The organism is Sporomusa sp. (genome assembly GCF_057736855.1).
Map to the genome: position 1 here is coordinate 1 of NZ_JBYKYF010000049.1, position 14,261 is coordinate 14,261.

Sequence of the window (14,261 nt, forward strand, 5' to 3'; positions counted from 1 at the left end):
AAGAGGCGTGTCACAAGACGTTTTTTCCATAAACGTTTTGCGACACGCCCTTTTGTCTAATGCCGTTACATGACAAGTATGAGTAACATTTTAAAGTTTTCTATAGCATCTAAAGCATGAGGAACATTAGCTGGCATAACAACCATTTGGCCAGTAGATGCCGTTACAGTTTCGTTACCAATGGTGATTGCTGCCTTACCATCCAGGATGTATACCAAAGCATCGCCTGGTGCTGAGTGACTGCTGATCGCCTCGCCTTTAGCAAAGGCAAACAGTGTCATACTAAGGGTCTTGCTTTGTGATAAGGTCAGGCTCACCACTTTGCCAGGTTGATAATCTACTAGGTTAACAGCGTCCAAAACTTTACCGAACTCAATATTTTTTATGAATTGCTGCTTCATACATGAAACCTCCTTACATTATTTTCATCTTTATACTTAATGTAACATATAAATACACTTTATGGTGTGATGAAAATCACTAATTATAAAAAAACAGGTCGTGTAGACCTGCTTTTTGCGGATACCTAGCGTCTTGACTAGGGAATTGGAATAAGTATGTTTTCCTAGCGTACATCATCATTTAAATCTAAAGTTCCGTCATCAGATACACGCATATTAAGACTAACCTTTTCTTCATGGCCCCACAACATTCTGGCGACTAAACTATTGGCGGCATGTTTATTATTTGCCTTAAGACGGCTTTCCCGCAAAGTATCCTGAGTGGTATCAAGGCCGCTTTCCTGATACATGGCATGGGCGTTATCAATATCGGTGCTTTGATCTTCTGGTTTGGCTGTTGCTTGAGAAGTTGTGATCGGTTCAGAAGCTTGTTTGATTTCATCCATAGTAATACCTCCCTGTTTACATCAGGTATCATTAAAACTAGCGTATCCGCAGATAGGCTGGGTCATACATATTTTTTTGCTGATGGTGGCAAATGCGTAGTTTAACGCATATCTATAAGCATGTAATATAACACATGAGGCAATGTTGCCTGTGTAGCGTACTAGTTTACTGTTTAACGCACACAGGCATTATTTTTTGGGGAGGATGAAATATGTGCGGGATTACTGGTTGGATTGACTGGAAGCGAAACCTAACAGAGGAAAGCCATATTCTATCTGCAATGATTGAGACCTTAGCAGCGCGCGGACCGGATGCGCAAGGAGCTTACATTACGCCACATGTAGCCCTGGGGCACCGTCGCCTTAGTGTTATTGATCCGGTGGGTGGCGCTCAGCCGATGATTCGCTTTCGTGGCACACAAAAATATGTAATCACATATAACGGCGAATTGTACAATACGCCAGAACTCAGGCAGGAGCTTGAGGCAAAGGGATATAGGTTTAGCACTCATTGCGATACCGAGGTGTTGCTGCTCGCTTATATTGAATGGGGACCGGAATGTGTTGAGAAGCTTAATGGTATATATGCTTTTGGTATTTGGGACGAAGCTCGGCAGAGTCTATTTTTGGCTCGTGATCGTATTGGTGTTAAGCCACTGTTTTATACTGAGCAGGGCAGCAGTTTTATTTTTGGCTCAGAGATCAAAACCCTACTGGCCAATCCTCTTGTACGTCCAGAAATTGATGAGGAAGGACTGGCGGAAGTATTCATGCTTGGGCCAGCCCGGACGCCGGGACATGGTGTGTTCCGTGGTATTAAAGAATTGAAGCCTGGGTACTGCATGGTTTACAACCGGCAGGGCAAGTGGATGAAGCCCTATTGGTCGCTGGTTTCAAAACCACATACCGAGGATTTTGCGACAACTGCAGCTCAGGTTCGTGAATTGTTGATTGACACGGTTAGGCGCCAACTTGTGTCTGATGTACCTATTTGTACCTTGTTATCTGGAGGCCTTGATTCTAGTATACTTACGGCGTTGGCGGCTAGCGCTTATAAGCAGGCAGGGTTAGGTAGTCTCCATACGTATTCAGTAGATTATGTTGGCAATGACTTATATTTTAAGGCAAACAGCTTCCAACCCAATGCGGATGCTCCGTGGGTTACCAGGGTATCGGAACACTTTGGCACCTGTCACCATAAGGTGTTATTAGATAGTCCGGAATTGGCAGCCAGTCTGAAACCGGCTGCTTTGGTCAGAGATTTGCCGGGCATGGCCGATATTGATACTTCGTTATACTTGTTCTGCCGTGAAATCAAGAAAAGAGCCACGGTGGCCTTATCAGGGGAATGTGCGGATGAAGTTTTTGGTGGCTATCCTTGGTTTCAACGGGAGGAGATGATTCAGGCGACGACGTTTCCTTGGTCACCACAGCCCGATATCCGTATATCCTGGTTGAAGCCGGAGATCCAGACTAAAATTAAGGCATCAGAATATGTAGCTCAACGCTATAGTGATGCTCTTGCCGAAGTTCCCCGACTGCCAGGTGAGGATGCACGTGCAGCCAGGATGCGCGAAATATTTTATCTGAGCCTTACACGGTTTATGCCAACCCTGTTGGATCGTAAAGACCGCATGAGCATGGCTTTTGGTTTGGAAGTCAGAGTGCCCTTCTGCGACCATCGGATTGTGGAATATGTTTGGAATGTGCCCTGGAGTATGAAAAATCACCATTTTAAACCCTCACAAAAAGCTGAGGTTTATATCAATTTGCGGATTACTTCCCCTTGCCCTAGTATTGTCGGTTCTGGCAGCCTCAATCTTTTTTAAGACACTCAATGCCATTTTTCGCTTTTCCTCATATGTTGGATTATTCGACAAATATTGTCTCAAGATGGTAATAATTTCGTCAGAACTAAGCTGTGCGGAATTAGGAGTACTCATTTCGGCCAGTAGTTGTTTTTTATGTGCTGCAATTTCAGTGACCTGTTTTTTAATCTCGTCTAATTGTATATCGGCTTCCTGTTCGGTAATGCGTTGCTGATTAAACCACCGCATCACAGCGCTACGTTGCTTGGCAAGTTCAGCTTCCCTGACCGACAACCTTTCCAGTGCCTTTAATTTATCCGAGTTATCTTTAATAGATTCATTTGTTGCAATGTATTTATCTAGTTCTTGAGGGTGGTTGCTAATTAACTTTAGGATTTCCAAAAGGGTATCTTCTAAATATTCGCATGGTATACGCCTGGCATCACACCTGGGCCCGCCAGCGTAACGAAAATTAGGGTTAACTACGCCACTACATACATAATAGCCGGGGTATGGTTTTCTTCCGGAATACTCAATGTTCATTTTGCGACCGCATTTGGCACAATATACAAGACCTGAAAAAATATGCTCTTTTTTTTGGTTTCGCGACGACATAATCTTATTTTCACTTAATTGTTTCTGTGCCGCACGCCACGTTAGCTCATCTACAATAGCAGGGATAGCAACCTCTATCCAATCACTCTCTGGTCGTTTTTCAACCTTTGTTTTATTAATACCTATCCTAACACGTTTAACTCTTAATGCAATGTGTGTGCCTTTATACCGGGGATTAGTAAGTACATAATAAACAGCATTAGGCGACCAAGCTTTTTTCGATCTGTGCGTTACTATCCCTAATTCATTTAATCTTTTGGCAATCGTGGCGGTTCCTACTTTATCTTCAATCAGCCACGAATACATTTTCCTAATAATCTCAGCTTCTTCTTCGCAGATGGTGTAGTTGCTATTTTCACGGTCATATCTGTAGCCGAAGGGTTTAGTATCACTAATGATTTTGCCTTTTTGGAGTTTGCCGCGCTTACCACGGGTAATACGCTCAACTATCTTTGCTTTTTCATAAGCAGAAACCGCGCCGCGAATTGAGTAAAACAGTCTACCCTCCGGTGACTGCTCAAAGGTTACAGATACAAATTTTAGCTGGGCACCTGATTTCTCAATATCGTCAGTAATGATTAACTGATGCGACAGGTTACGGGCCAGTCTGTCAGGGTCATAGACGACAACAGCATCGTAAACTTTCTTTTCTAGAGCTTCACGCAATTTTGTTAACGCAGGTCGGTCTAAGTATTCACCGCTGTAGCCGTCGTCCCTGTATTCGGTTATATTGGTGGCTCCCATTTCCTCGGCATATTTTTTGCATGCCTCTAATTGGGTATCAAGTGAGTATCCTTTTTCTGCTTGTAAATCTGTAGATACGCGTGTGTAAATTGCAATGTTCATGGTGTCCTCCTTGATAAACAGTAGCTTTTATTTATAGTTTGTGGCGGAAATGAGCGTGCTATTAGTTTCAGTTTTTACTGCCAATTCAGACCTTCAGTATTAAACTCTAGTACAGGACTTCCTTCTTTGTAAAATTCTGTTTGTATGTATACTTTTTTAGACTTAACTACTTTATCTATAAAATAATCGGCATATTTAACAAATACGACTGTTGTTGATTGGTCAGAAGCATTAAGTAATTGGAAACTTTCGGGGGCATTATCGTCAAAACGTACCAAGGCTTTGCCACCCAATATAGAAACCATAAATTGTCCTTTTTCAATGGTAATCATAACATCATTAGTTCCATCGTGGTTTTTTCTTAACACTAATCTAGCGTGCTGAGTGCCTTGATATGGAAAATCAAAATTAAGTGTATTAATACTCTCTGTTATTGCAAACTTAATTTTTGCACCATTCATTTTATCTTCTGATTCTCTGTATTGCCAACTGTTGGCTTTTTCACGTGGCTTATTCTCAGGTTGAGTGGGTTGAGTAGGCGTTGTAGTTTGAACTGCTGGCTTGTTTGGAAGTTCTTTTATTTTGGAGGACCCGCTAAACATGTTATAAATTGCAAATAATAATATAACTACTAAAACGGAGGCAACAAGGGGTTTGCTATTTTTGCTTGTTTCTTTGATGGAAGCGTTTTGTTGCTTTTCGATCTTTTCAGAAGTCATTACCGGCGTTGCACAGTTAGGGCAAACTTGCCAATCAGGTTGTACCTCTTTCCCGCAATGTTTACAATTAGCCATTATGTCACTCCTTATCACTATTATTGATCAATACATGATTATAATACTTTACCGTTGTTAGACTCTATAAACTCACTCCTTCCGAATATAAAATAAAAACACAGCCTGTCCAATCAGTGCTGTGTTTTTTGCTGCGAAAATTTAGCAATAGTAAATAAGAAATATTAATTTGTGTTATTTAAGTGAGTATTAGTGGTTTATGGCTTACAAACCTTACAAGGCACATACCCAGCATTAACAGCCTCCTGTCGGCTGCTAAAATAAACCCTGTGATCGGCTCGTATCTTGTTTGCCCAGCGGCAATCGGTGTAATGAAACTTTCCTGTCGTGCTGGCACCAACGTAGGTAGCTGCTAGGGCAGGTTGGTCATGGGTAAGGGTAACGGTTACCGCGCTGGCCAGGAGGATTACGGCCAGCATGAGGAAAGGTAGGCGTTTAAGCATAGTGGTGGGCCTCCTTAATTGTTGATTTTCCCAATTTTTCCTGCGTAAGTGTATCTTTATCAAAGAAAAATTGTCTTGTATCATCAGAAAACATTAATACATATCGGTTGTCTGCAGCATTTACTAGAAGTAATCCTAGCATAAGAAATAAAGATGTAAGAATAAGTACTCGTTTCATAAAATCCTCCTTACTTTTCGAATCGTTTTGAGATAAAGAAACCTTGTAATGGAGTCCAAAAGGGTAATCTAGAAAGATTAATTAAATGGCATATAGGTGTTGATTAACCTTACCAACTCAATCCCCTTAAACTGTCATTCCACTCAATATCTGATGTACTACCCTAGGGTCAGGCCGCTTATCATTAATAATCCTGGCTAAAAGATTAGCGTCGAAATCGCTGGAATAAGCAAGCAAATGTGCGGCAAATTCGTTAGCTTCAGCCTCCTTCCTTGATTTGATAAAGTAAGTACCGGTCAGGGTATAGTAATAGCCATAAGCGGGATGCAGTCGGGCATGTCCTAATTCATGGCACAATACAACCTTTTTGCTTGATTTAGGTAGGGCTTTGTTAAGGGCTATATATCTTCTCCTTAAGGCTCTCACTTTGAAGCCTCTAACACTATCCGGCAGATCCAGCTCCATAACGGTAATACCTAAGCAGTCAGCTAATTCATATGGATTTGCTGTTGCATATTTTTTGACCAAATTAGCAACTCGCAGCTTTATATTCATGACATCAACCTCGGAGAACATATGTTTGACAAAAAGCGACAAATAAAAACACGCTAAAGTAGTTTTGTATTACTTAGCGCGTTTAAGTAGTGAGATTTCTGCTTCGTGCTGTGCGGTATCGGCAGCTAAATTTTTAATCATTTCTAATTGAACAGCTTGGTTTGAAGCAATTTTTTCAACTTCGTGGTATATTTTCTCGACTAAATCAAGTAGAGCTTGGTTTTCCTGTTTGAGATTCTTAAGTTCACTTAGAATTTCCGTTTGACCATGTTCTAAGTTGCTGAGCTTCTCAAGTACCAGCCGTTGAAATTCTTCATTACTCATTATTTGTTTTCTCCCTCCTGGCTTTGGCTTCGGCCTGGGAATTTGGTTACTTAGCTTTTCTGAAGACAGACAACTCTGCTTCTGTTTGTAGCTGCCGTAGAGCTAAAATATTGATAGATTCACCTTGCGTGGTTTGCGTGGTTAAGATGGAATCAATTTTTTTATCAAGGTCGCGGTGAGATTCTTGGATTAACTCAATAATAGATTGGTCGGCGTCCTTAAGGCTTTTAATTTCGGATAGTATTTCTTTCTGACCATTTTCTAAACGTTCTAAGCGGTCAATGATTTTTTGCTGACCATCAAGAAGCTGTTTTAATAATTGTTCACTCATTTTTGTTCCCTCCTGGCTTTGGCTTCGGCCCTAGCCTTTTTATTTTTCTCCCGGGCATCCCAGAAGATAATTTCAAGGGATTTACGAATTTTGGCTTTATCATCCTCAGTGAGAGGTATGCCGTCAAACATGATTTCTTGTTGGTCAAGGAATTTTTCGAGGTCTTTGGGTTTTTTGTCTTCTATAGACTGAGATGGTAGCTCTGTACTACGATTATCGGTGCGACCCAAGAGGTAATCAATTGTTACATCAAAGAAATCTGCAAGGCGGGGAAGGGTAGACGTATCAGGAGTTGCAAGACCTCTTTCCCAGCGGCCAACAGCTTGCTGAGTAATACCTAATGCGTCAGCAAGTTCTTGTTGAGTTAACCCCTTTTCTATTCTTAATTGACGTATACGTTCATGCATTAAATCAACTCCCCTACTTAATCATCATACAACTAATTGTTGTAAAAATAAAACAATATAAAATTGTAAATTATTATTGACAATACAATTATTAGTTGTATAATTAAATTAACAATCATTGATTGTTAAGGGGGTGATAACATGAGATATAAGCTTATCGAATATAGAGGGAAGCGCTCACAATCAGAGATGGGCAGTATGTACGGCGTTTCCCAACAAGCCTGGAGTAAGTGGGAACGAGGAATTGATGCCCCAAAGCCGCATATAATGAAAAAAATTGCAGCAGACTCAGGTGTACCTATGGAAGTAATTTTTTTTGATGTATTTAACAATCATGAATTGTTAACAGACCAACAACCAGCCAAGCTGCCGAAAACTGGGTGAGGGGGGTGAAAACAATGCCTAGCAAATTAGAAGAACAGTTTCAAACAGACCAGAAGGACTTGCAGCCAATTGTTGATTCTATTTTGTCAATCGTTAAGCAAAACCAACTATGCTATCGTCAGTATAAAAGGATGATCGATATGCTGATTCATCAAGGAGCAGATCGTTTTACAATTAATGATTAGTAGCGAAGGACTGGCTCGGCATCTTCACAATGCCTACAATCTCCACCCCATTCGCATTCACGTCTTGAATAGTAGCCGCAAAAACGTTTATATTCCTCAACCTCTAACCCAAGTCCACGACATACGGGGCATGAACATATCATATCTTCAGAAGTCCAGCCGATTCCTCCGCACTCTGAGCATGTTTTGTAAAACTCTTCAATAACCATATAACTCACTCCTCAAAAGTATTAAACTTAAATACTTCTGGGGTAAAATGTAAAATCCTGCAAGCTATTGACAGCAAACCGGCTAATCCTCATCAACCGATTCATCTATCTTAATTTCCCCATTTTGCCGCTCATAATCCTCAATGTACTGCTGAACAATCCATTCAACTTCCTGGCTGAGAAAGCGCACATGCCGCCTGGCTAGTTTCTGCAACTTTGCTTTAGTCTTTTTATCGTAAATGCGAATAGTTATTGGTTTAGCCGACATGTTGACCCCTCCCAGTCAGTAATAATTTAAATTTATCACAAAAACCTTAAAACAGTGCCAAAAGAGGAAATGAGTGACAGAGCTGTTACAAACTGATGCACTTAGAAGCAAGCAGACAAACTGCTTGCGCATATGATTTACCGGGAGGGGTGAAAATGATTGACTTTTCAAAACCCATGGTTATTGAAAGACCGTGTGGTAAAAATCGAAAGGTTACAGTTACCGTAACCTTTGAAAACAAACCAAGTTCTGAGGCTATTCAATCAGCTTACAAAGCAATTGTCCCTGGAATCTTAGAAAAACTCGACATTACCGCCAGGTATCCTGAAAAAGCCGGGTAATTCCGGCTGCTGAAAAAATGGACACGTCTTCGACTGTCCCGCGTAAAAAACCCAGACTTCCCCAGTATATGTATATCCAATACCTCAGTAAAATATGCATAGGAGGTGAAAAAAATGCAATGCACAAACTGCGGCAAGCCGATCAGTGAGGATAATTGCCAGCAGCGAATCACCGAAGATTGCCAACGGCAAATTGTTTGCCGTGATCAGTACAATTGTTATCTTCGTTTGGTTAAAAATCCTCACAGTCGGCGTATGACCAAGGTTATCAAAAATGCCACAAGATACGTACTGAGGGGGTGAGTTAGCGTGATCGAGTGGTGGTGGCTAATCCTGGCAGTGATGCTTGCCGGTAGCCTTGGAATGATAATCATGGCCTTATTTGCTGGCAGCCGGTGTGCTCAGTGCCAGCGAGAGTATGACGCGGTATATGACCAGATGGAGGTGACGGCAGATGAATCCAAAGGCAGACCGTAAAATGGTCGATGTGTTGCGGGAGAAGCTTAAGGATAAAAACGATCCTGTAACCCAGAAAATCATTGAATTAAAACTGGCTAAGAGGGAGGGGAAGAAATCGTGATACAGCAGTATGTTCCAAAAAACTGGCCGACCGACTGTCAATGTCCCGATTGCCACGCTAACTGCGGCCGCCAGAGATGCGACGGTGATTGCCAGGCTGATTGCCAGCCGGAGTATGATTGTCAAGATACGGTTTATTCGGTCGCTGGCGGCACAATTACAGGAGCCGAAATCGAAGAATGGAAACGCAAGATTGACCGAATGAGTCACTTTGAAATGGCTTACTATTGGAGGACTGCACCAGTTTTTCCGCTATTTCATCGTGAATTACCTTTAGCTTATTACTTTGAAAAACGGTTTAAGTCATTCGGCGGCATGACTCCTGAGATAAGCAAGCAGGTGGATGCGGAAATTGAGAGATTGGGGGTAAACAACTTTGATGGTGGTTTACAAAAATAAGCATAAAAAACTATACAGCATTTCAAACAACTTTCATGGTGGTTGTAAGGAGTTTATTATCTAATTGAAGGAGTGAGAGAATGCGAGAGATTAAATTTCGTGCGTGGTCAAAGAGTGAAAACTTGATGGGCGAAGTAACTGGGTTTAGATTTAGCAAATCACAGTATCCATTTGTAAATGCAAGGTTTAGGAAAAATGGGAAAACCGTTGACGAGGGGTATCATTTTGGACAAGAAGATGGGTGTGACAGCGTAATACTTATGCAATTTACTGGGTTGTACGACAAAAACGGTGTGGAGATTTGTGAGGGTGACATAATCGTTGGTACTTATAAAGACATGGGAACAGACACAGGTTTGGTAGTCTTTAAAGGTTGTGGATTTAAAGTGGAAATTCCAAATGTTGGCGATGATGAGTTAGTAGATTGGGAACGTTATTCTGATTCAATCGAGGTTATCGGCAACATCTACGAAAATCCAGAATTATTAAAGGAAAATGGATAATAACTTCTTTAAAAAATACTTGAAATTTTAAAAAACCATTTTCTATCATCTGCACGATTCAGAAGTGTATTACAACCACATTACATAGCAAAAAAGGAGATGATTGAAATTAATGAACAAACCACTACGAAAGTTAAATACCCGAGATTGGCAGGTGCCAGCAATGACTAATTACAATGGTCTGCTGGTAGCCGTCCTAATCGTTTTAGTCTTAACAAGCTGCGGCAATACAAAAACGCAGGGCAAGTTAGTCACAGAGACGTACACCGTCAAATCCGGCGACACACTCTGGTCCATCAGTGAGCAATACATGGCCAAGAATACATACGGTTCGCGCGATATCCGCGAGTTTTACCACGGCATAATCGAGTTAAACTACGAGACCGTATTCGCTGGCCGTGTTCGTGGACAGATATATCCAGGCGACAAACTGCAAATAAACTATTGGATAAAAGAGTAGCCCTACCGGGGTGACAGTAGGGCTGGAAAGTGGGGTGTGGTGACAGATACAAAGAGACTCCCGATTTATGGTTTTAGTGTAACTCAATCATATGCGAACTAAAAGACTGTAGATTTTCGCAGTTTTCGAAAAGGTGGTGAGAATAGTGTCATTGGCAATGGTTTTGTGCGAAGAAATAAACTTGCGTGGTATTCGCAAAAAAGACTTGGCGGCAGCAGCTAGTTTAGCACCAAACACTTTGAGCGAATACTTGACTGGCAGTAGGCCGATTCCGAAAGATCGGGAAGGAGAACTGATAGAGGTTTTAAACAGTCCAAGAGCATCAGAAGAGCGATGCGCTCTTTGCAAAGGAAACCTTTTTCCTACGCGGTACTTGGATGCGATTGACAGTCATCCAATTGTTGCGTTGGACAAGCTTGTAGAAGAGGCCGAGGAAATCATCAATATAGCAAAAGATGCCCGTAAAGTCATGATAAATAAGCGGCATGGCTACAAATTTACTGGTGCAGATGATTTGACATTAACTAGCTTTGAGGATGAAGTAGCGGACTTGATTACCTGTGCTAAAACAATGCTAATCAAGCTGCAAGAATGGTATAACAGGCCGGTAATTGAGACCATGCGCCGTCACATAAAAAAATTAGAGCAATCTGGATATTGCTCAGTAAAAAGAAAAGCCCACTCTCGCAAAGTGGACTAAGTAAAATTTAGGTTACTGCCATTGTACCACGCCCGGTTATGGCAGTCAAGGAGGGGCAAATTCATGGGTAAGTATCAGCAAGGTTATCAAGACGCTGCCTGCTTCGACTGGTCGAGTCTCCCTATGGATTATGCAAAAAAGCTGATCGCCGATTACGAAGCGCGAGCGATAAAAAACAAAAACGTCTATCTATTGGGATTCGCCAATGGTGCTGAGGACATCCTGTTTAGGGGTGTGGCAGCATGAGTATAGGAGGCTACCATAAGAAAACTAAGCCGCAAGTTACCGAGGCTGTACCGAACTGTCCACGCTGCGGTAAAAGTGGACAAGTTACCTACTTGCGGGATGGCGTAGTTAATATGCTTTGTGCCGACTGCCAGCATGAGTGGCGGTCGCTCACGGAAGAGTGCCCGGTGTGTGGTAAATCTAATGGATACGCGGTGCCGGGACTTTGCGTTAAGTGTTATGAGCGCAAGAAAGGGGTGGCTTGAATGTCAAGAAACGAGATAACCATTGACCTGACCGACAGCAAGGTGTTTGAGACTGATATTACCAAGTCGGGCAATGTAGTGAGCGCGGTAATTAAAACTGATTATAGCAAACTTGAATTGTTACTTGATGAGGCCGATTTCGCGAATCTGATTGCCGAGGGAAGTCTTATGTTGAATAAGAAGAAGGGTGTAGCTTAATGGACGAAATGGACTTACTCAATATGCCCTGCCAATACCCGGATTGCTGGCACGAATGCGGTGAATGTTTGAAAAATGTACGGGAGGATGAGTGATTATGTATAACTTAGCTGAAAAGCTTGATGAATATCTTGAGGAACAGAGCGGCGTAACTGAGCAACAAGGTTTTGTTATTGACACGATGGACAAAGCTGATTGGGCAGTGCGAAAAATTGCCGTTTATCAGCAAAAAATCGATGAAATTCAAGCCCTAGCAGAAAACCGCATTAAGCAGATTCAAGACTGGGCTGAAAAGGAAACACAAAGTAACTTACAGCAGATAGCGTTTTTTGAATCACTTCTCCGGCCTTTTGCTGAACAGCAACTGGAAGGAGCCAAGAAGCGGAGCCTAAACCTCCCCAGCGGTACAATTGGATTCCGCAAAGGAGGAATAAAGTTCTATATCGACGGCGAACCGGTCAGCGGCAAGAATGAAAAGCTGACACAATGGGTGAAGGCAAATGCTCCCGATTTTCTGGTTGTTAAGGAAGAAACTAATTGGAATGAGTTTAAAAAGACTCTGATAGTGCTTGCTGGTAAAACAGCTACTGCCGATGGTGAGGTAATACCTGATATTGTTGCCACTGAGCAACCAGATACCTTCTATGTGAAGGGGGCTGTAAAGTAATGGCAATGATGCGTAAGGCGCAAAGGCGTAAAGCTAAATTAAGACTGGGCATAAGTGGTCCAGCTGGTGGCGGCAAGACATATGGTTCCCTACTTGTAGCTTACGGAATAACTGGTGATTGGGAAAAGATTTGTCTGATTGATACCGAGAACCACAGTGGCGAATTATACGCCAACTACAACAAAGACGGTGTGGAAATTGGTGAATACAACTACATTGAAATTACATCTCCATTTACTCCGGACAAATATATCGCGGCAATAAAAGAATGTGAGGCTGCCGGAATAGAGTGCATTATTATTGACAGCTTTACTCATGCATGGGCCGGTGAAGGTGGCCTGCTTGATAAGAAAGGTCAGATTGAAAAAAAGACCGGAAATGGATGGACAGCTTGGCGCGATATTACACCACAGCATAACCGTCTAGTTGAGTCAGTGTTGCAAAGTAAGTGTCATATCATAGCTACCTTGAGAGCCAAGATGGACTATGTTCAAGAGAAAGATCCTGTTACTGGTAAGACGGTCATTCGTAAGGTCGGTTTAAATCCTGTACAGCGTGATGGCATGGAATATGAATTTACTATGTTTGTGGATGTAGACCAAGACCATAATGCCACTACAAGTAAGGACCGTACCTCTATACTTGACGGCAAACTCTTTAAGCTTAGTGTCGATATTGGAAAACAGTTATTACAATGGCTTGAATCAGGTGTTGATGAACCTGTGCCTGTTCCTGCACAACAGCCAATGTCATTTATTGACGCACAGCAACAAATTGCCCAAGATAAGGCACAAGAGAAAGCACAAGAGCGAGCCAAGCAGCAAAACGGTAATGGTCTTAAGTGGGACACATTTTGGGCTAATGTCAAAGTTTTTGGTCTTAACGAAGATCAAGTGCATTTGTTAGCCAGCGAAATATATCAGAAACAAGTGGTTAGTTTGACGGACGTTATCACTACTCAGGCAGAATTAAATAGGTTTACTTCGGAGTTGCGCAAACACGCGCAAAAGGCTGGGTAATGAAACGCTGTAAACGCTGCGGCCGTAGGCTAAAGGATGAAACTAGAGACTACGGCCCAGTATGTCAACAAAAACGTTCTGTTGGCCGGTATCAACTAGAGTTAAGGTTTAATCCGCTAATAGACAATTGTTTGAGTATGTTAGAACAATATAAGATTGTCAAAAAGGTGTTAGATTAAATAGTCTGCCGCAAGGGTGGACACCTAAAAATGTTTGGGGGTACGGAATAAAGGGGGCTACGTCATGACTGAACACAAAGAATGCGGGCGATGCAACCGAAAATTGAAAGATGCAAAAAGCAGGGAACGTGGCTTTGGACCTATTTGTTACAAAAAGACTCAAGAAGAGGCTGCCAAGGCTGAATTTGAAAAGAATCAGCAGCGGCTAGAGTTAGAGGAAACGGATAAATCGGGGCTTAGGCTCCCGCGATGGGGTAATAGATTAGGTTAGTTTTGGGCGGTGGGGTATGAACTACGCAAAATTACTAAACGCGTTCGAGGATTATAGCGACAGAACCGGGTTGCCAGCATATGCCCAGTTGATTTATTACAAGTTGTTTGCATTAAATAACAGGGCAGGATGGGCCGAATGGTTTGACGCGACCAATCCTTACGTGATGTTTAGGGCTGACATTAAAGACGAAAAAACCTTTATAAGACACCGCAATTTATTAAAACAACATGGGTTAATTGACTTTCAGCCCGGTAAAA

The 14,261-nt window shown here is 42.0% G+C and carries 29 protein-coding genes; 18 read left to right on the plus strand and 11 right to left on the minus strand.

The window, feature by feature from the left end:
• Positions 1 to 65: 65 nt before the first annotated feature.
• A complete protein-coding gene (locus AC29Z1_RS05095) occupies positions 66 to 401 on the minus strand; it encodes a cupin domain-containing protein (protein ID WP_488270374.1) in 336 nt (111 codons plus the stop codon).
• A 164-nt stretch (positions 402 to 565) separates the two neighbouring features.
• The gene (locus AC29Z1_RS05100) at positions 566 to 847 is read right to left on the minus strand and encodes a hypothetical protein (RefSeq protein WP_488270375.1); all 282 of its coding nucleotides are present in this window, start codon (positions 845 to 847) and stop codon (positions 566 to 568) included.
• Between the two features lie 212 nt (positions 848 to 1,059).
• On the opposite strand from AC29Z1_RS05100, the gene asnB reads away from it, so the two are divergent.
• Positions 1,060 to 2,676 (plus strand): asparagine synthase (glutamine-hydrolyzing), encoded by a 1,617-nt coding sequence (gene asnB / locus AC29Z1_RS05105; protein ID WP_488270376.1) that lies wholly within the window; start codon positions 1,060 to 1,062, stop codon positions 2,674 to 2,676.
• Here the strand turns inward: asnB and AC29Z1_RS05110 are convergent.
• The 8 genes from AC29Z1_RS05110 to AC29Z1_RS05145 form a co-directional block, all read right to left on the minus strand.
• Positions 2,590 to 4,116, minus strand: coding sequence for a recombinase family protein (locus AC29Z1_RS05110; RefSeq protein WP_488270377.1), 1,527 nt, complete (start codon positions 4,114 to 4,116; stop codon positions 2,590 to 2,592). The two genes, asnB and AC29Z1_RS05110, sit on opposite strands and share 87 nt — an antisense overlap.
• Positions 4,117 to 4,190: 74 nt before the next feature.
• Positions 4,191 to 4,910, minus strand: coding sequence for a zinc-ribbon domain-containing protein (locus tag AC29Z1_RS05115; RefSeq protein WP_488270378.1), 720 nt, complete (start codon positions 4,908 to 4,910; stop codon positions 4,191 to 4,193).
• Between the two features lie 197 nt (positions 4,911 to 5,107).
• Entirely contained in the window at positions 5,108 to 5,353 is a 246-nt protein-coding gene (locus AC29Z1_RS05120) for an Ada metal-binding domain-containing protein (RefSeq protein ID WP_488270379.1), read from the minus strand.
• Positions 5,346 to 5,531 carry a hypothetical protein gene (locus AC29Z1_RS05125; RefSeq protein WP_488270380.1) on the minus strand — a complete coding sequence of 62 codons (186 nt, stop codon included), beginning with the start codon at positions 5,529 to 5,531 and terminating at the stop codon, positions 5,346 to 5,348. The genes AC29Z1_RS05120 and AC29Z1_RS05125 overlap by 8 nt, the downstream gene beginning before the upstream one ends.
• A 126-nt stretch (positions 5,532 to 5,657) precedes the next feature.
• Positions 5,658 to 6,086, minus strand: coding sequence for an ImmA/IrrE family metallo-endopeptidase (locus tag AC29Z1_RS05130; protein WP_488270381.1), 429 nt, complete (start codon positions 6,084 to 6,086; stop codon positions 5,658 to 5,660).
• A 69-nt stretch (positions 6,087 to 6,155) separates the two neighbouring features.
• Positions 6,156 to 6,410 carry a hypothetical protein gene (locus AC29Z1_RS05135; protein ID WP_488270382.1) on the minus strand — a complete coding sequence of 85 codons (255 nt, stop codon included), beginning with the start codon at positions 6,408 to 6,410 and terminating at the stop codon, positions 6,156 to 6,158.
• Positions 6,411 to 6,456: 46 nt separating this feature from the next.
• Positions 6,457 to 6,741, minus strand: coding sequence for a hypothetical protein (locus AC29Z1_RS05140; protein WP_488270383.1), 285 nt, complete (start codon positions 6,739 to 6,741; stop codon positions 6,457 to 6,459).
• Positions 6,738 to 7,148 carry a helix-turn-helix domain-containing protein gene (locus AC29Z1_RS05145; protein WP_488270384.1) on the minus strand — a complete coding sequence of 137 codons (411 nt, stop codon included), beginning with the start codon at positions 7,146 to 7,148 and terminating at the stop codon, positions 6,738 to 6,740. The genes AC29Z1_RS05140 and AC29Z1_RS05145 overlap by 4 nt, the downstream gene beginning before the upstream one ends.
• 141 nt (positions 7,149 to 7,289) lie before the next feature.
• Here AC29Z1_RS05145 and AC29Z1_RS05150 point away from each other — a divergent pair, with 141 nt between their 5' ends.
• Together AC29Z1_RS05150 and AC29Z1_RS05155 are read left to right on the plus strand one after the other, a co-directional pair.
• Complete coding sequence (locus AC29Z1_RS05150; RefSeq protein ID WP_488270385.1) at positions 7,290 to 7,532, plus strand: helix-turn-helix transcriptional regulator; 243 nt, start codon at positions 7,290 to 7,292, stop codon at positions 7,530 to 7,532.
• 14 nt (positions 7,533 to 7,546) lie between these two features.
• Positions 7,547 to 7,717: a hypothetical protein gene (locus AC29Z1_RS05155; RefSeq protein WP_488270386.1), complete on the plus strand. Its 171-nt coding sequence runs from the start codon at positions 7,547 to 7,549 to the stop codon at positions 7,715 to 7,717.
• 291 nt (positions 7,718 to 8,008) lie between these two features.
• On the opposite strand, the gene AC29Z1_RS05160 is transcribed toward AC29Z1_RS05155, so the two are convergent.
• Positions 8,009 to 8,194, minus strand: coding sequence for a hypothetical protein (locus AC29Z1_RS05160; protein WP_488270387.1), 186 nt, complete (start codon positions 8,192 to 8,194; stop codon positions 8,009 to 8,011).
• A 155-nt stretch (positions 8,195 to 8,349) separates the two neighbouring features.
• On the opposite strand from AC29Z1_RS05160, the gene AC29Z1_RS05165 reads away from it, so the two are divergent.
• The 15 genes from AC29Z1_RS05165 to AC29Z1_RS05235 all read left to right on the plus strand — a co-directional run.
• Positions 8,350 to 8,535 carry a hypothetical protein gene (locus AC29Z1_RS05165; protein WP_488270388.1) on the plus strand — a complete coding sequence of 62 codons (186 nt, stop codon included), beginning with the start codon at positions 8,350 to 8,352 and terminating at the stop codon, positions 8,533 to 8,535.
• A gap of 114 nt (positions 8,536 to 8,649) precedes the next feature.
• Entirely contained in the window at positions 8,650 to 8,838 is a 189-nt protein-coding gene (locus AC29Z1_RS05170; protein WP_488270389.1) for a hypothetical protein, read from the plus strand.
• Positions 8,839 to 8,844: 6 nt separating this feature from the next.
• Entirely contained in the window at positions 8,845 to 9,012 is a 168-nt protein-coding gene (locus AC29Z1_RS05175) for a hypothetical protein (protein ID WP_488270390.1), read from the plus strand.
• Entirely contained in the window at positions 8,990 to 9,115 is a 126-nt protein-coding gene (locus AC29Z1_RS05180; RefSeq protein WP_488270391.1) for a hypothetical protein, read from the plus strand. Before AC29Z1_RS05175 ends, AC29Z1_RS05180 begins: the two co-directional genes overlap by 23 nt.
• Positions 9,112 to 9,513, plus strand: a complete 402-nt coding sequence (locus AC29Z1_RS05185; RefSeq protein ID WP_488270392.1) for a hypothetical protein — start codon at positions 9,112 to 9,114, stop codon at positions 9,511 to 9,513. The genes AC29Z1_RS05180 and AC29Z1_RS05185 overlap by 4 nt, the downstream gene beginning before the upstream one ends.
• Before the next feature lie 80 nt (positions 9,514 to 9,593).
• Positions 9,594 to 10,016, plus strand: a complete 423-nt coding sequence (locus AC29Z1_RS05190) for a YopX family protein (protein WP_488270393.1) — start codon at positions 9,594 to 9,596, stop codon at positions 10,014 to 10,016.
• 112 nt (positions 10,017 to 10,128) lie between these two features.
• Positions 10,129 to 10,476, plus strand: coding sequence for a LysM peptidoglycan-binding domain-containing protein (locus AC29Z1_RS05195; RefSeq protein ID WP_488270394.1), 348 nt, complete (start codon positions 10,129 to 10,131; stop codon positions 10,474 to 10,476).
• Between the two features lie 145 nt (positions 10,477 to 10,621).
• Positions 10,622 to 11,176: a hypothetical protein gene (locus tag AC29Z1_RS05200; RefSeq protein ID WP_488270395.1), complete on the plus strand. Its 555-nt coding sequence runs from the start codon at positions 10,622 to 10,624 to the stop codon at positions 11,174 to 11,176.
• 63 nt (positions 11,177 to 11,239) lie between these two features.
• Positions 11,240 to 11,422, plus strand: a complete 183-nt coding sequence (locus AC29Z1_RS05205) for a hypothetical protein (protein WP_488270396.1) — start codon at positions 11,240 to 11,242, stop codon at positions 11,420 to 11,422.
• Positions 11,419 to 11,667 (plus strand): hypothetical protein, encoded by a 249-nt coding sequence (locus AC29Z1_RS05210; RefSeq protein ID WP_488270397.1) that lies wholly within the window; start codon positions 11,419 to 11,421, stop codon positions 11,665 to 11,667. Before AC29Z1_RS05205 ends, AC29Z1_RS05210 begins: the two co-directional genes overlap by 4 nt.
• Positions 11,668 to 11,865 (plus strand): hypothetical protein, encoded by a 198-nt coding sequence (locus AC29Z1_RS05215; protein ID WP_488270398.1) that lies wholly within the window; start codon positions 11,668 to 11,670, stop codon positions 11,863 to 11,865. It begins immediately after the preceding gene.
• A 97-nt stretch (positions 11,866 to 11,962) separates the two neighbouring features.
• Positions 11,963 to 12,532 carry a host-nuclease inhibitor Gam family protein gene (locus AC29Z1_RS05220; protein ID WP_488270399.1) on the plus strand — a complete coding sequence of 190 codons (570 nt, stop codon included), beginning with the start codon at positions 11,963 to 11,965 and terminating at the stop codon, positions 12,530 to 12,532.
• Positions 12,532 to 13,551: an AAA family ATPase gene (locus AC29Z1_RS05225; protein ID WP_488270400.1), complete on the plus strand. Its 1,020-nt coding sequence runs from the start codon at positions 12,532 to 12,534 to the stop codon at positions 13,549 to 13,551. Before AC29Z1_RS05220 ends, AC29Z1_RS05225 begins: the two co-directional genes overlap by 1 nt.
• A 243-nt stretch (positions 13,552 to 13,794) precedes the next feature.
• Positions 13,795 to 14,001 carry a DUF6011 domain-containing protein gene (locus AC29Z1_RS05230; protein WP_488270401.1) on the plus strand — a complete coding sequence of 69 codons (207 nt, stop codon included), beginning with the start codon at positions 13,795 to 13,797 and terminating at the stop codon, positions 13,999 to 14,001.
• Positions 14,002 to 14,017: 16 nt separating this feature from the next.
• Positions 14,018 to 14,261, plus strand: a 244-nt coding sequence (locus AC29Z1_RS05235) for a hypothetical protein (protein ID WP_488270402.1), incomplete at its 3' end; no start/stop codon positions are given.

Bases quoted from the DNA above. Each gene is read 5' to 3' on its own strand.
- asnB (WP_488270376.1), top strand. From the start codon at position 1,060: ATGTGCGGGATTACTGGTTGGATTGACTGGAAGCGAAACCTAACAGAG.
- AC29Z1_RS05130 (WP_488270381.1), bottom strand. From the start codon at position 6,086: ATGAATATAAAGCTGCGAGTTGCTAATTTGGTCAAAAAATATGCAACA.
- AC29Z1_RS05210 (WP_488270397.1), top strand. From the start codon at position 11,419: ATGAGTATAGGAGGCTACCATAAGAAAACTAAGCCGCAAGTTACCGAG.
- AC29Z1_RS05150 (WP_488270385.1), top strand. From the start codon at position 7,290: ATGAGATATAAGCTTATCGAATATAGAGGGAAGCGCTCACAATCAGAG.
- AC29Z1_RS05100 (WP_488270375.1), bottom strand. From the start codon at position 847: ATGGATGAAATCAAACAAGCTTCTGAACCGATCACAACTTCTCAAGCA.
- AC29Z1_RS05120 (WP_488270379.1), bottom strand. From the start codon at position 5,353: ATGCTTAAACGCCTACCTTTCCTCATGCTGGCCGTAATCCTCCTGGCC.
- AC29Z1_RS05140 (WP_488270383.1), bottom strand. From the start codon at position 6,741: ATGAGTGAACAATTATTAAAACAGCTTCTTGATGGTCAGCAAAAAATC.
- AC29Z1_RS05110 (WP_488270377.1), bottom strand. From the start codon at position 4,116: ATGAACATTGCAATTTACACACGCGTATCTACAGATTTACAAGCAGAA.
- AC29Z1_RS05165 (WP_488270388.1), top strand. From the start codon at position 8,350: ATGATTGACTTTTCAAAACCCATGGTTATTGAAAGACCGTGTGGTAAA.
- AC29Z1_RS05160 (WP_488270387.1), bottom strand. From the start codon at position 8,194: ATGTCGGCTAAACCAATAACTATTCGCATTTACGATAAAAAGACTAAA.
- AC29Z1_RS05215 (WP_488270398.1), top strand. From the start codon at position 11,668: ATGTCAAGAAACGAGATAACCATTGACCTGACCGACAGCAAGGTGTTT.
- AC29Z1_RS05180 (WP_488270391.1), top strand. From the start codon at position 8,990: ATGAATCCAAAGGCAGACCGTAAAATGGTCGATGTGTTGCGGGAGAAG.
- AC29Z1_RS05190 (WP_488270393.1), top strand. From the start codon at position 9,594: ATGCGAGAGATTAAATTTCGTGCGTGGTCAAAGAGTGAAAACTTGATG.
- AC29Z1_RS05220 (WP_488270399.1), top strand. From the start codon at position 11,963: ATGTATAACTTAGCTGAAAAGCTTGATGAATATCTTGAGGAACAGAGC.
- AC29Z1_RS05195 (WP_488270394.1), top strand. From the start codon at position 10,129: ATGAACAAACCACTACGAAAGTTAAATACCCGAGATTGGCAGGTGCCA.
- AC29Z1_RS05095 (WP_488270374.1), bottom strand. From the start codon at position 401: ATGAAGCAGCAATTCATAAAAAATATTGAGTTCGGTAAAGTTTTGGAC.
- AC29Z1_RS05115 (WP_488270378.1), bottom strand. From the start codon at position 4,910: ATGGCTAATTGTAAACATTGCGGGAAAGAGGTACAACCTGATTGGCAA.
- AC29Z1_RS05230 (WP_488270401.1), top strand. From the start codon at position 13,795: ATGACTGAACACAAAGAATGCGGGCGATGCAACCGAAAATTGAAAGAT.
- AC29Z1_RS05125 (WP_488270380.1), bottom strand. From the start codon at position 5,531: ATGAAACGAGTACTTATTCTTACATCTTTATTTCTTATGCTAGGATTA.
- AC29Z1_RS05145 (WP_488270384.1), bottom strand. From the start codon at position 7,148: ATGCATGAACGTATACGTCAATTAAGAATAGAAAAGGGGTTAACTCAA.
- AC29Z1_RS05170 (WP_488270389.1), top strand. From the start codon at position 8,650: ATGCAATGCACAAACTGCGGCAAGCCGATCAGTGAGGATAATTGCCAG.
- AC29Z1_RS05225 (WP_488270400.1), top strand. From the start codon at position 12,532: ATGGCAATGATGCGTAAGGCGCAAAGGCGTAAAGCTAAATTAAGACTG.
- AC29Z1_RS05135 (WP_488270382.1), bottom strand. From the start codon at position 6,410: ATGAGTAATGAAGAATTTCAACGGCTGGTACTTGAGAAGCTCAGCAAC.
- AC29Z1_RS05155 (WP_488270386.1), top strand. From the start codon at position 7,547: ATGCCTAGCAAATTAGAAGAACAGTTTCAAACAGACCAGAAGGACTTG.
- AC29Z1_RS05205 (WP_488270396.1), top strand. From the start codon at position 11,240: ATGGGTAAGTATCAGCAAGGTTATCAAGACGCTGCCTGCTTCGACTGG.